The organism is Pseudomonas sp. R19M (genome assembly GCF_050312585.1).
Taxonomy (GTDB): Bacteria; Pseudomonadota; Gammaproteobacteria; order Pseudomonadales; family Pseudomonadaceae; genus Aquipseudomonas; species Aquipseudomonas palleroniana.
On sequence record NZ_JBNPJV010000092.1, the window covers coordinates 68026 to 80199 of the forward strand.

Annotated in this window: 10 protein-coding genes; all 10 read right to left on the bottom strand. The window is 61.6% G+C overall.

Annotated elements, in window-relative coordinates:
• Positions 1-7: 7 nt before the first annotated feature.
• The 10 genes from ACQRBT_RS21680 to ACQRBT_RS21725 all read right to left on the bottom strand — a co-directional run bounded on the left by ACQRBT_RS21680 (position 8) and on the right by ACQRBT_RS21725 (position 12151).
• Positions 8-1525 (bottom strand): hypothetical protein, encoded by a 1518-nt coding sequence (locus ACQRBT_RS21680; protein ID WP_412046128.1) that lies wholly within the window; start codon positions 1523-1525, stop codon positions 8-10.
• A 111-nt stretch (positions 1526-1636) separates the two neighbouring features.
• Positions 1637-2656, bottom strand: a complete 1020-nt coding sequence (locus ACQRBT_RS21685; protein ID WP_412046127.1) for an alpha/beta fold hydrolase — start codon at positions 2654-2656, stop codon at positions 1637-1639.
• Positions 2657-2791: 135 nt separating this feature from the next.
• On the bottom strand, positions 2792-5392 hold the full coding sequence (locus tag ACQRBT_RS21690) for an autotransporter outer membrane beta-barrel domain-containing protein (RefSeq protein WP_412046126.1): 2601 nt from the start codon (positions 5390-5392) through the stop codon (positions 2792-2794).
• A 248-nt stretch (positions 5393-5640) separates the two neighbouring features.
• On the bottom strand, positions 5641-6402 hold the full coding sequence (locus ACQRBT_RS21695; protein ID WP_060752705.1) for a PIG-L deacetylase family protein: 762 nt from the start codon (positions 6400-6402) through the stop codon (positions 5641-5643).
• A gap of 182 nt (positions 6403-6584) precedes the next feature.
• Positions 6585-7244: a glycosyltransferase gene (locus tag ACQRBT_RS21700; RefSeq protein WP_060752706.1), complete on the bottom strand. Its 660-nt coding sequence runs from the start codon at positions 7242-7244 to the stop codon at positions 6585-6587.
• On the bottom strand, positions 7241-7840 hold the full coding sequence (locus ACQRBT_RS21705; RefSeq protein ID WP_244383396.1) for an SAM-dependent methyltransferase: 600 nt from the start codon (positions 7838-7840) through the stop codon (positions 7241-7243). Before ACQRBT_RS21705 ends, ACQRBT_RS21700 begins: the two co-directional genes overlap by 4 nt.
• Positions 7837-8595 (bottom strand): PIG-L deacetylase family protein, encoded by a 759-nt coding sequence (locus ACQRBT_RS21710; RefSeq protein ID WP_412046125.1) that lies wholly within the window; start codon positions 8593-8595, stop codon positions 7837-7839. The genes ACQRBT_RS21705 and ACQRBT_RS21710 overlap by 4 nt, the downstream gene beginning before the upstream one ends.
• Positions 8592-9590, bottom strand: coding sequence for an acyl-CoA dehydrogenase family protein (locus ACQRBT_RS21715; RefSeq protein WP_244383398.1), 999 nt, complete (start codon positions 9588-9590; stop codon positions 8592-8594). The genes ACQRBT_RS21710 and ACQRBT_RS21715 overlap by 4 nt, the downstream gene beginning before the upstream one ends.
• Before the next feature lies 1 nt (position 9591).
• Positions 9592-11751 carry a glycogen debranching protein GlgX gene (gene glgX, locus ACQRBT_RS21720; protein WP_161547884.1) on the bottom strand — a complete coding sequence of 720 codons (2160 nt, stop codon included), beginning with the start codon at positions 11749-11751 and terminating at the stop codon, positions 9592-9594.
• Positions 11752-11884: 133 nt separating this feature from the next.
• Positions 11885-12151 (bottom strand): DUF2934 domain-containing protein, encoded by a 267-nt coding sequence (locus ACQRBT_RS21725; protein WP_060752711.1) that lies wholly within the window; start codon positions 12149-12151, stop codon positions 11885-11887.
• Positions 12152-12174: the final 23 nt, after the last annotated feature.

Sequence of the window (12174 nt, forward strand, 5' to 3'; positions counted from 1 at the left end):
CCTGTGATTATGCCAGATCTGTAAGCCCTGTCGTGGTGGGCTGTGCACCGGTAATGAAGTCGAGCATAAGCCGCTCTTCTTCATCCGTTAAAAGAAACGTCTCTGTGCGACCTTCGAATTCTTCCTCTGCTCGAAACAGACATTGGGCAAACACTTTTACCGTGGCTTGCTCTATTTCATAGAGGTCGATCAGCTTACCCTCACATTCGAACAGGGATTGGTGATCGAACGCCCCTAACCTGCGTGCCGTGGTTTTCTGAGTGATCCCTATCTTGTGCAGGGTGCCTCCGTCAAAGCGGATCTTGACGAAATATAACGTCCCGGGACTCGCGGCCAACGCTGAATTCTTTTTGAATACACCCGCTGAATAGCGCCCGGTGGTTGGGGTGTAGGTCAAGGCATCTTCCAGACTCATGCTCAAGAGCCGCGAGTTAAGGGCGGGGAGGGTCAGGCTGTGGGCGGCGGCTACCTCCGCAAGTGTGGAGTACTTGACGCCGGCGACCTCGTAGCGATCCAGCGACGGCAACGGCTCTAAGCCAAGGCTGACCATGAGTGAATGCCCGTTGGCTATCCGGCCCTGGTAGGTTGCCAGTGTGGTCTTGCCGATCTTTTCCCATGCACACGTCGCGCTACGATAGTGCGCCCCGTTGACGACGACAGGGTTTGTCGGCGGTTCAGTGACCGCCTTTTTCGCGGTCCATTTGTTGATATGGATTCTGTTGTAGACGAGGGCTGTCGCAAGGTTGTACTTGCGGGCTAATGCGGCGACTGAGTCAAACCGTTCGCCATCCACGAGGTAGTGTTTTTTCGCCAGTGATTCTCGTACTCGACGGAGATCTTTTTGCCGGATGAGGCTGCCCGATGGGATTTTTTCCTGTCCGATGGCTTGCAGGTCGCTCGCCTCTCGACGCAGTCGATCCAGTAGGGTGTTGTAGGGGACGCGGAAGTGTCGAGCGGCCTCGGCGGGCGTATAAGGATTGCCGTCGATGACCAGTCTGCGGGTGCTGGCCTTGGCTGTGCGCCCATCAACCTTTTTGATCAGCTCAAACGCCTCTTCCAGTGACCAATGCTGTTTCAAACGGGCGAGCAAGGTTCTGTAGGAACAACCAGGCTTGAGCGCCGCATGGGCTTTGCTCAAACTGTCGTAGCCGGTGCCATTTACCTTGACGGCGTTTCTTGCGACTTTGACCGGTGCTGCCGCGCCCGCATGGGTGGACTGCCGCGGCGCCTTTCCATGGAGAATTTCAGCGTCCGACCACCCTCGGTGTGCACGTTTTACTGCGGCGTTGTAAGAAATATCAGCGGCTTTGGCCAGTGCCTTGAGATCCTTGAATGTCTGATTACCCACTTTGTATTGGCGGGACGTTTTCTTGCCAACAGGTTCATGAATCGCTTTTTCCAATGCCCACCCGTCACGCATTCTTGCCACTACGCCTGCATAAGTGACGCCGGGCGACGCTTGGGCCGCCACCAGTTTCTTAAGGGATGTGTAGGTTTGACCTTTGTAACTCCATGGGGCGGGCATTGATCATTCCTTGAAAGTGAATAGATAAAGGCATAGTGCCACTCTCCTTGCTCGACGCAAATACGCTGCTATTGCTCAATTCAATGGGGTGACAGTAACGGTACCCCTTCGTCACAAATGATCCGCATCCACCACAGCCCTGGCGAACGCCTCGGGCGCTTCCTGGGGCAAGTTGTGGCCGATACCGCCATTGACCTGACGGAACTGGTACTTGCCGGTGAACCGCTTGGCATAGTCCTCCGGTTGCGGGTGCGGTGCGCCGTTGGCGTCGCCTTCCAGGGTGATGGTCGGCACGCCAATGGACGGCGAAGCGGCGAGTTGCTGCTCCAGTGCGGCGTACTGCGCCTCTCCCTGCACCAGCCCCAGGCGCCAGCGGTAATTGAAGACGGTGATGGCGACGTGGTCGGGGTTGTCCAGGCCCTGGGCGCTGCGGTTGAAGGTGGCGTCGTCGAACTGCCATTGCGGTGAGGCGGTCTGCCAGATCAGCTTGGCGAAGTCGCGAGTGTTGTTCTGATAGCCCGCCGCGCCGCGTTCGGTGGCGAAGTAGAACTGGTACCACCATTGCAACTCGGCCTTGGGTGGCAACGGGTTCTTGCCGGCGGCCTGGTTGCCGATCAGGTAGCCGCTGACCGACACCAGCGCCTTGACCCGCTCCGGCCACAGCGCCGAGACGATATCCGCCGAGCGTGCACCCCAGTCATAACCCCCCAGCACCGCTTGCTGGATCTTCAGGGCATCCATGAAGTCGATCACATCCTGGGCCAACGCGGCGGGTTCGCCATTGCGCAGGGTTTTATCCGACAGAAAACGCGTGTCGCCATAACCACGGGCGTAGGGGATCAGCACGCGATAACCTTTGGCTGCGAGCAGTGGGGCAACGTTGGCGTAACTGTCGATATCGTAGGGCCAGCCGTGCAGCAGGATCACCGCCTGGCCGTTGGCCGGGCCGACTTCGGCGTAGGCCACCTCCAGCAGGCCTGCCTTGATGTGCTTGAGGGCACCGAAGCTGGGCTGGCTGACGGCGTGTGGAATATTGGTCTCAGGCATTTCGGCATTGGCCACGCCCACGGCGCCGAGTGGCGACAGGGCCAGGGCCAGGAACAGAGAGCGGCGGTTCAACTGAGAGTGCATGGCGAGCCTCCTACGGCTTGATGTGTGCCTGGCTCTCAGTTGAACGCCGGGTGGTATCTGGCGTGTGTCAGCAATGCGCCTCGGTTCAGGGGTTATGTATCGCAGTGGTCGCCATACACACTGCGATACAAAGACTCAGAAATCGACCTGCACACCCACGGTGCCTGATCGTCCGTTGACGGCATTGCTGTCGAGATTGCGGGTGTAACCCAACTCGCCGTAAACGCTGACATCTTGGGCGACCTTCAGCGTTGCGCCGACTTTGAGCTCCATTGTGGTGGATTTCTGCTCGGTATCGATGTCGGTCACGCCGTTGAACCTCACGGTATTCATGCCGGCGCTGGTATGCCAAACGTTGGCCCGCACATAGGGTTGCAGCGGCATGCCACGCACCTGGTAGTCACCCCGCAGCCGCGCGCCAAGGCGGGTGGTGACGTTGGTGTCGCTGTGGAACGTGATTGCGGAGGGACCGTCATTTTGACTATCCAGTGAGCTGCGCCCCACGATGAACTGACCCTGGGGTTCAAGTTCCCAATGTGGGCTGATGGAAAACGGCCAGCCGACTTCGGCCGAGGCCGTCACGTCGCGCCCCTTGACCTTCATCTTGATGCCCCGATCAGACTCGCTATGCCCGTCGATCCAGGACTTCATCAGCACCAGGTCGAGGTAGGCACGGTTGGCCCCAATCAACGTCCAATAGACGCCCAGGCTCTTGTTGCGCAAGGTGACGTCGCCGGCATTGTTGTCCTCAAAGCCGTCATTGAAGCCTTTGATACTGCCTTGCAAACGACCCTGGCCAACGAACAGGCCGGCGCGTTGGGTCTGGCCGTTGTCGTGAGCGTGGGCATAGAGATCGGTGCCCAGTTGGTAGCCGCTCCGCGAGCTGTTCAATGTGGGGTTCACCGTCCCGGTAAAACCCTGGCGACCATTACTGCCATACACCCTGGCCCAGCCGGTAGGGAATACACCGGTCTGTCGCGGTTGGGCCTGGTCACCCTGGCGCTCGTGATAGGTGCCGAGCATGCCTTGCACCATTTGTTGCACTGCGGGATACAACGCGGAATAGAGGGGCACTTCCTCGCGGTAGAGCGGGATCGGCTTGACGACGGGATTAATCGGGGCCGCCGGGTCTACGGGCGTGACGACAGGGTTCGGCGGCAGCGGCGGGGTGCCCGGTACCGGCTCCGGTAGCGGGGTGACGATGACCGGGTCAGGCGGTGGCGTGACAGGAACGGTGTTGCGCAGGTAATAGTTTTGCTCCGTGCCTGGGGTGACACCGCCCTTGAACAGGTAGTAATTGAAGGCGCCTGCGGATACCCCGGAGGAGGTAAAGGCAGTGCCAGCGCCGGTCGCGCCGTTGATCGCCTGCACCACCAGAATACCGTCTTGCAAGGTCGCAGCGCCTTTGCCGCCGAGGTTGGTGACACTGAGGCTGGTGGTGCCGCTGAGGGTGCCTTGGCTCACCACCAGCTTGTCACTGGGCGAACCGTCGCCGTCCAATACGCTACTGAGCGCGAGCCGGCCACCGGTGCCGTTATAGTTACCATTGACGGTCAGACTGTGGGTGGCCGTGGGGGTGCCGGTCATGTCGATCAGCCCGCCGTTGTTCAGTGTGGCCAGTTGACCGCTGGTGAAGGGGCTGATGACACCCGTGTCTACCAACAGCTTGCTTGAGCCGTCGACTGTCATCGTGCCAGTTCCGCTGCCGCTGTCTCCCAGCACGAAGGTGCCGCCCAACTGCAGGCTTGAGTGGTTGTCGAGCAGCACTGTTTCCCAGTTGGTAAAGCGTTCGGGTGTGGCAACCTGGGTGTTATCGAAGGTCAGCTTGTCGTTGCCTGGGCCGCCATCCAATTGCGGTGTCGAGGACACGATGCTCTCGGTCAGATTCTGGAGCAAGGCAGTATCGTCATCGGCGCCCATCAGGATCGTTCCACGAATGAACCCAGCGTCGCGCCAGATGAAGGTGTCGTTGCCCGTACCGGCGAGAATCTGGCCCAGGATCTCCCCACCAGTGACCTGGATGAAATCTTGGCCGCCGCTGGTGCTGATATTGCCGCCGATACGTGCGGTGCCTGAAATCAGGATGGTGTCGTCGTCAAATCCGGTGACCAGGTTGGCGATAATCCTGCCGCCGCGCATATCAAATTCATTTTTCTCCAACCGCATATCCACTCGGTTGATGGTCCCGCCGGTCATCAGTGCCTTGTCGCCGCTTAATAAAGCCCCCGTGATCTCACCGCCGCTCATAAAGAACTGGTCGGTGCCATCTCCCTGGTCCACCGAAAGAACCTTACCTGCACTCATTGCAAAACTGTCGGCGCCTGAGCCTTGTAAAATGGCTCCAGCCTGTCCACCACTGATCTGCATCACATCCTGGCCTGCACCTTGGTTGACTGAGCCGGTGATGGTGCCCTTGTTCAGCCGGAAGATATTGGCGCCATCGCCCATATCCACCGAGCCATTGACCTGTGTGTCGGGTGCATCCAGTTGCACCAGGTCGCCGCCTGGCCCCAAGCGGATATTGCCGCTGATCACCGCATTACCACTGGGGAACAGCACCTGGTTATCGCCCGTCAAGGCGGTAATGCCAGGGGGGGTGCCGCTGGTGCAGGTGAAAATCTGGCCTGAAGGCCCGGGGCTCGTGGTACAGGCCCCTTGGGAAAGAAGCGGCCAGGTGGCGAGCATCGCTGATGCAGCAATGCCCAGGTAAAGCCTGGGTGAAGTTGGTGTGCGCATGATCCGCCCTCGCTCAAGAGGCTCGTTGTCCTGGTACCTGAGCAATCCAGGTAGGGTTCAGGCCATGACAACGTGAAGCGCGATACGGATCAGGGAATACGGGTTACCTGTTCGAAAACACCGGCCAATGCAAAGGGTTGGCATGGCTTTCTCGACTGCACCTCAACTTGTGCAGCACTTTGCGCACCTTAGTCGCAGTTCGCCAGGGGCACCACTGTCAGAAATAACAGGTATAGACGAGTGCCCGGCTAGACAAATACGATCTCATAAGGCTCGCGCATCCGTTCGAGCAGCACCTGGGCCATCATCGGGGCGAGGCCAATTTGCGGGTCGCCGGCCAACTGGCTGGCGTAGGCGTGCGCGGCGTGCAGCTTGCGCGCCACGCTCCAGCTGTCCAGCCGTACCTTGCGCGCGCGCTGCCAGGGAATCACCACGCCTTCCCGTGCCGACCAATGCCAGGCCCAGATGGGTAGTTCATACAACTGCGCACCTACCAGGCTGCACGCCTTGGCGCTGGCCCGGCCGACGGCATCGTGGTCTGCATTGCCGTCGCGGCGCCAGGTGGTGAAGACCACGTCGCCGGGTTGCAGGTAGCGGGCGATGAATTGGCTCATCGGCTGCTCGCGTGCAGGCAGCGCATTGTCGAGGAAGCCACCGCGAATCCATTTCAGGCTGTGCAAAGGCATGCCCAGGCGGCGCAGGGCTTCGACGCTTTCCTGTGGTCGTACCACGCTCAGGCGCCTGGCCGGCCATACGTTCGAGCCAGGATGGCTGGCACTGCCATCGGTGATGGAGATCAACTTCAGCGGATGCTCGCGGCTGCTGAGCAGTTGCAGCAAACCGCCACAGGCCAGGACTTCATCGCCAGGGTGGGGCGCAATCACCACCACGCGGGCGCCGGGCGGCACCAGTGAGGTCAAAGAAATGATGGGTATTTGCGCCAGTTGCGGCGCGCTGTTCCAGATTTGCGCGGGGCCGCGACGGCCTTCGCTTAACGAGGCAGGCTTCATGGGGGTGTCACATCCTTGTCGGTTGATGCGGGGTCGTGCCCGGTTGACGGGACGACTCCTTTTTATTCACCTCAGGCTCCTGCCTGTAGTGAGTGCGCGGCGTTCCAACCCTGGAACGCTGTGCAAGGCGTTATGAGCATAGACAAGGATCTAGCGCTTTTACATGTCGGCCCGGCGTTTTTTTACGCAAGCTGCACCAGGCTTTTCAGGTAGTCACCGAACCCGCCTTGGGCGCGACAATCCAGGCGTGCGCTGGTGATCACCTGCGGCGAATGGCTCCAGGCAATGGAGGCGCCGCAGCGTTCCAGGTTGCGCACCAACTGCACATCTTCATGGCACGCCAGCGGCTCGAAACCACCGGCCTGTACGTAGGCACCGGCACTCACGCCCAGGTTGGCGCCGTGGATATGCCGATGGCCGTCACGGGCCTCATACGCCTGGTGATAGCGAATTTGCGCCGCCGGGTCGAAACCTTCGCTCCAGGCATCCACGGTGACCGTGCCGCACACCGCATCCACGCCCAGCGCCAGTTGCGCTACCAACCAATCGGGGGCGACGCGGCTGTCGGCGTCCGTGCAGGCGATCCATCGCGCGCCCTGGTTGAGCAAGTGTCGCGCGCCCACACCGCGCGCCTGGCCCACATTGCGCGCCTGCACCTGAAGGCTGTGTACCTCGTACGCCTGGGCAATCGACGCGCTGGCGTCGCTGCAACTGTCGAGCACCACGAGGATGTGTACCGCCTCGCCGAGCAAGCCAGGGTGACTGGCCGCGATCATCGCCGCCTTCAAGCACTCGCCCAACAACTTTTCTTCGTTATGGACCGGGATCAAAATGCCGATCATCGCAGGCCCTCATGGCTTGCGACCGAGGTGCCATCGCGGCTCCACAGGTCGAGTAGAAAATCCTCTTCGTGATGCTGCACCACCGGATGCATGCCCAGTCGCTGCTGGAGCAGGGCGTGCACCTGTTCAGCGGTCTGCGGGCAACCCTCGATAAGCGGCCGCCAGTGGCAGGCCAGCAGTTGGCCGTTGGGGGCCAGTGAGGCGAGGGCGCAGTCAATCAGACGGCGCAGATCAGCTGCGTCCAGGTAGTAGCCCAACTCGCTGAGTACGATCAACTCGAACTGGCCGGTCGGCCATTGTTCGGGCAGGCGGCGTTGCTGCACCTGGGCGTGGGGAAAAGCCGAGAGACGCGTCCTGGCCAGGCCCACAGCCGTCGCTGCGGTGTCGCAACACACCAGTTGATCGCAGCGCGTGGCCAGTTCGGCGCTCAGTTCGCCGTTGGCACAGCCGGGTTCGAAGATCGATGCGTAGTGCGCTCGTGTGAGCACGGCCAGGGTCAGGGCGCGCTTGCGCTGTTCATACCAGCGTTGACGAAAGGCCCAGGGGTCGTCGTTGCCGGCAAATAGTTGGTCGAAATACGGGGTGGCCACGCTCATACAAACACCACTTCAAAAGGTTGCAGCAAGCGTTCCACCACATAAGGCGCCAGCACCGGGGCCAAGCCCGCCTGCGGGTCGCCCTCCAGTTGGCTGGCAAAGGCGTGGATGGCGTGACGCTTGCGGGCGACCGCCTGGGGCGTCATCGGGATCTGGCGGGCGCGGTGCCAGGGCACCTGACTGTCTTCGGGGGTGGCCCAGTGCCAAGTCCACACCGGCAATTCGTACAAGGTTGCGCCCACGGCCTGGGCCGCTTGGGCGCTGGCACGACCGACCGCTTCATGATCGCAATGACCGTCCTCACGCCAGGTGGTGAATACCACGTCGCTGGGCTTTAGGTAGCGCTGGATGAACGCGGCCAATTGCGCTTCCCGCGCCGCGACCTGGCTGTCGGCAAAGCCCGCCCGCAGCCATTTCAAGCTGTGCAGCGGCAGGCCAAGGCGGTGCAGGGCCTGGGCCGACTCCTGCGGGCGCACCACGCTCAAGCGTTCCACCGGCCAGCGCCGCGAGCCCGGATGACTGGCGCTGCCGTCGGTGACGGAAATCAACTGAATGGGCCGCTCCAACGTCGCGAGGACCTGCATCAGGCCGCCACACCCGAGCACTTCATCGTCCGGGTGGGGTGCGATGATCACGGCGCGATGGCCTTCGGGCACCAACTGTTCGACGCTGACCACCGGCAACTCGGCCAGGCGCGTCGATGCCTGCCATTGATGCAACGGCGTGCCTTGGCCGACGATCGGATTGGGTCTCATAACTGCCACCTTCCTGTGGGTTCGCCTGCGACCTGTTCACCCAGGGCGGCCAGGTCGCGTTCGGCGTGACTTTGACGCACATACACCGGCAGATCCGCGATCAACTGGGCGAAGTGCGGGTCCTTGCAATAAGGCCCCGCGCCCACGGCCCGGCCGACGTGGTGGATCACCTGTTCAACGGTGTCCTCAATGCAGGCGCGTGTCTGTTGAGCCAACAGCCGCGCATCGGCGTTCGGCTGCCGGTCGATCTGTTCGGCACTGGCGCGCAGTACACACGCGGCGCTGTTCAAGGCACTGTCGACCGCGCCGAGATGGGCGAGGGCGTGAGGTTCGGGGCGTTTTGCACACTGCTCACGCAGCACCTCAGCCAGGCGTTGTGCGGCGCCATACCAACAGGCGGCGATCCCGATCCCGCCTTGCCAGAAACCCGGGCGTGACAGGTAATCGCCCGGGCCACCGACCGCGAGGCCGCGGGCCTCGTTGAAGACGATTTCGACACTGCCGGTAGCCGCCATGCCGACGGCATCCCAGCCCTCGTCGGTCACGGTGATGCCGGGTTGATCCATGGCCACCGCGACCAATTGCTGGCGATCATGCTCATCCCAGGCCGTCAGCAACCCGTGGCTGACCACCGCCGCGCCGGAGCACCAAGCCTTGCGCCCGTCGATCAGCAACCGGTGCCCGTCACGCCGCACCCGCACCTTCGCGGTGGGCGGCTCGGCGGCCCACATGCCCCAGGTGCTGCCCAAGGGCGGCGCGGGGCTGTGCAGCTCGGCGATGATCGCCAAGGCATCGGTATGCCCTTCGAACAACTTGCACAGGCGCAAATCATGCCCAGCCACTTGAGCCAGGCGGCTGAAGCGCGCCAATGTCGCGCCGCCGCCGGGCAACGGCAGCTGGTCCAGGCCTTCCTCCTGCAGCGCCCTCAGCGCCTGGCCGAGGGCCTGCGTATCCGCATAGCCCTGATAGCCTTGAAGGAAATGATGCAACGCCATGTCACACCTCGTCGTCGCGCTGCAGTTCGAACAGCAGCAGTGAACGTCCCGTCACCGCGTACTCGTGGTCGAAATCAAAGCGCTCCTGGCCACGTACCGCGGGTTGATTGGTGTCGAGCAGGCAGGTCCAGCATTCACCTTCAGGCACCGGCGGCAGACGGAAATTGACCATGTCGTGGTGCGCGTTGACCACCAGCAGCAAGGTGGCGTCAGCACCCGCGCGGCGAATCCCGGTTTCCTGGGCGCGGCCATCCATCAACATGCCCAGGCAACGGCCGTGGCTTTCCTGCCATTGTTCGGTGCTCATCTCATTGCCGTCCGGCGCCAGCCATGTGACGTCTTTCACACCGATATCTTCGTTGTAGTCGCCCACCAGGAAGCGGCCCCGACGCAGGATAGGGTAGGCCAGACGCAACTTGATCAGGCGTTTGACGAACTTGAGCAGTGCCTTGCCGTCATCGTCCAGGTCCCAGTTGACCCAGCCGATCTCGCTGTCCTGGCAATACGCGTTGTTGTTGCCGTGTTGGGTGCGCGCAAACTCGTCGCCGGCCACAATCATGGGCGTGCCCTGGGCCAGCAGCAGGGTGGCGAAGAAGTTGCGCATCTGGCGCAGGCGCAGCGCGTTGATTTCCGGATCATCAGTGGGGCCTTCGACGCCATGGTTCCACGACAGGTTGTTGTTGCTGCCGTCCTGGTTGTTTTCGTCGTTGGCTTCGTTGTGCTTGTCGTTATAGGAGACCAGATCGTGCAGGGTGAAACCGTCGTGGGCGGTAATGAAGTTCACCGAGCTGTACGGCCGGCGGCCCCGATGGTTGAACATCTCACCGGAGGCGGTCATGCGCCCGGCGAAATCCGCCAGTTGGCCATCGTCGCCTTTCCAGAAGGCGCGCACGGTATCGCGGAAGCGGTCGTTCCATTCCACCCAGCCCGGTGGGAAGTTGCCGACTTGATAACCGCCTGGGCCGCAGTCCCATGGCTCGGCAATCAGTTTCAACTGGCGCAACACCGGGTCCTGGCGGCAGGCGACCAGGAAGCTGTGGCGCTCGTCGAAGCCGTCACGGTAGCGTCCAAGGATTGTCGCCAGATCGAAGCGGAAACCGTCGACGTGCATCTCGTTGGCCCAGTAACGCAAGGAGTCGGTGACCATTTGCAGGACGCACGGATGGCTCAGATCCAGGGTATTGCCGGTGCCGGAGTCGTTGATGTAGAAGCGCTTGTCGTCGGGCATCAGCCGGTAGTAGGAGGCGTTGTCGATACCGCGCATGGACAGGGTCGGGCCGCGTTCGTTGCCTTCGGCGGTGTGGTTGTAGACCACGTCGAGGATTACTTCCAGCTTCTGCTCGTGCAGGTGCGCGACCATCTCCTTGAATTCTGCGATCTTGCCGCTGGCCAGGTAACGCGGGTCGGGGGCAAAGAACGCGATGCTGTTGTAGCCCCAATAGTTGGTCATGCCTTTTTGCAGCAGGTGCTGGTCGTTGACGAACGCATGCACAGGCAGCAACTCGACCGACGATACGCCCAATTGGCGGATGTGCTTGAGCACATCGTCGTTCATCAACCCGGCGCAGGTGCCGCGTACCGAGTCGCCCACCGAAGGGTGACGCATGCTGATGCCGCGCAGGTGGGTCTCGTAGATGATCGTACGGTCCCATGGCACTCGCACCGGTTGGTCGTTGCCCCAGGTGTGTGCCGGGTCAATCACTTTGCACTTGGGCACGAAGGGCGCGCTGTCGCGTTCGTCGAAACTGAGGTCGTCGTCCGGATGGCCGATGGTGTAGCCGAACAGCGCCTCGGACCATTTGAGTTCGCCCACCAGCTGTTTGGCGTAGGGGTCGATCAGCAATTTGTTATGGTTGAAGCGATGGCCGTTGGCCGGGTCATAGGGGCCGTACACCCGGTAGCCATAGATCAACCCGGGGTGGGCGTCGGGCAGGTAGCCGTGGAAGATCTCGTCGGTGTATTCAGGCAGTTCGATACGCTCAAGCTCTACCTCACCAGCGTCATCGAACAGGCACAGTTCGACCTTGGTGGCATTCGCCGAGAACAGCGCGAAGTTGACGCCCAGACCGTCCCAGGTGGCGCCCAGAGGGAAGGGCAAGCCTTCACGGATTCGCGACGGCTCATTGCCCGACGTCGATGGGGTCTTTTGGGGTTTGCTCATTCGATGTTGCTCCTGCAAGGGTCTTTTTCCGGGCCGAACGAAGCCGCGCTGACGAGGGTTCAGCTGAGAAGTTTGAAAAGTGAGTGCACCTCCTGCCGGCGAGACCGGCAGAAGGCTTATGGCGTCACAAGGCTTAAGGCTTGGGCTTTTTCGGCGCCGCCGGTTTCTTGGCCGGCGGCGGTGCCGGTTTGCTTACCGCTGCCGGCTTGGCTTTTGTCGCAGGCGGCTTGGCAGCGGCCTTCGGTTTGGCGGCGGGCTTAGGTTTGCTTGGCGTCAATGCTTCGGCTTCCGCCAACTTGCGCGCCATCTCCCAGTGGCGTGCATCTTCGCCGTGAGGCTTGCCTTCAGACTCCCAGATCTGATGCGCCAGTTCGCGTATTCGTTTGTCGTCAGTACTCATCACAATGCTCCTCGCAGAAAATT

What these genes read in the sequence shown, in the direction of transcription:
- ACQRBT_RS21680 (WP_412046128.1), bottom strand. Translation starts at nt 1,525, where the DNA reads ATGCCCGCCCCATGGAGTTACAAAGGTCAAACCTACACATCCCTTAAG.
- ACQRBT_RS21685 (WP_412046127.1), bottom strand. Translation starts at nt 2,656, where the DNA reads ATGCACTCTCAGTTGAACCGCCGCTCTCTGTTCCTGGCCCTGGCCCTG.
- ACQRBT_RS21690 (WP_412046126.1), bottom strand. Translation starts at nt 5,392, where the DNA reads ATGCGCACACCAACTTCACCCAGGCTTTACCTGGGCATTGCTGCATCA.
- ACQRBT_RS21695 (WP_060752705.1), bottom strand. Translation starts at nt 6,402, where the DNA reads ATGAAGCCTGCCTCGTTAAGCGAAGGCCGTCGCGGCCCCGCGCAAATC.
- ACQRBT_RS21700 (WP_060752706.1), bottom strand. Translation starts at nt 7,244, where the DNA reads ATGATCGGCATTTTGATCCCGGTCCATAACGAAGAAAAGTTGTTGGGC.
- ACQRBT_RS21705 (WP_244383396.1), bottom strand. Translation starts at nt 7,840, where the DNA reads ATGAGCGTGGCCACCCCGTATTTCGACCAACTATTTGCCGGCAACGAC.
- ACQRBT_RS21710 (WP_412046125.1), bottom strand. Translation starts at nt 8,595, where the DNA reads ATGAGACCCAATCCGATCGTCGGCCAAGGCACGCCGTTGCATCAATGG.
- ACQRBT_RS21715 (WP_244383398.1), bottom strand. Translation starts at nt 9,590, where the DNA reads ATGGCGTTGCATCATTTCCTTCAAGGCTATCAGGGCTATGCGGATACG.
- glgX (WP_161547884.1), bottom strand. Translation starts at nt 11,751, where the DNA reads ATGAGCAAACCCCAAAAGACCCCATCGACGTCGGGCAATGAGCCGTCG.
- ACQRBT_RS21725 (WP_060752711.1), bottom strand. Translation starts at nt 12,151, where the DNA reads ATGAGTACTGACGACAAACGAATACGCGAACTGGCGCATCAGATCTGG.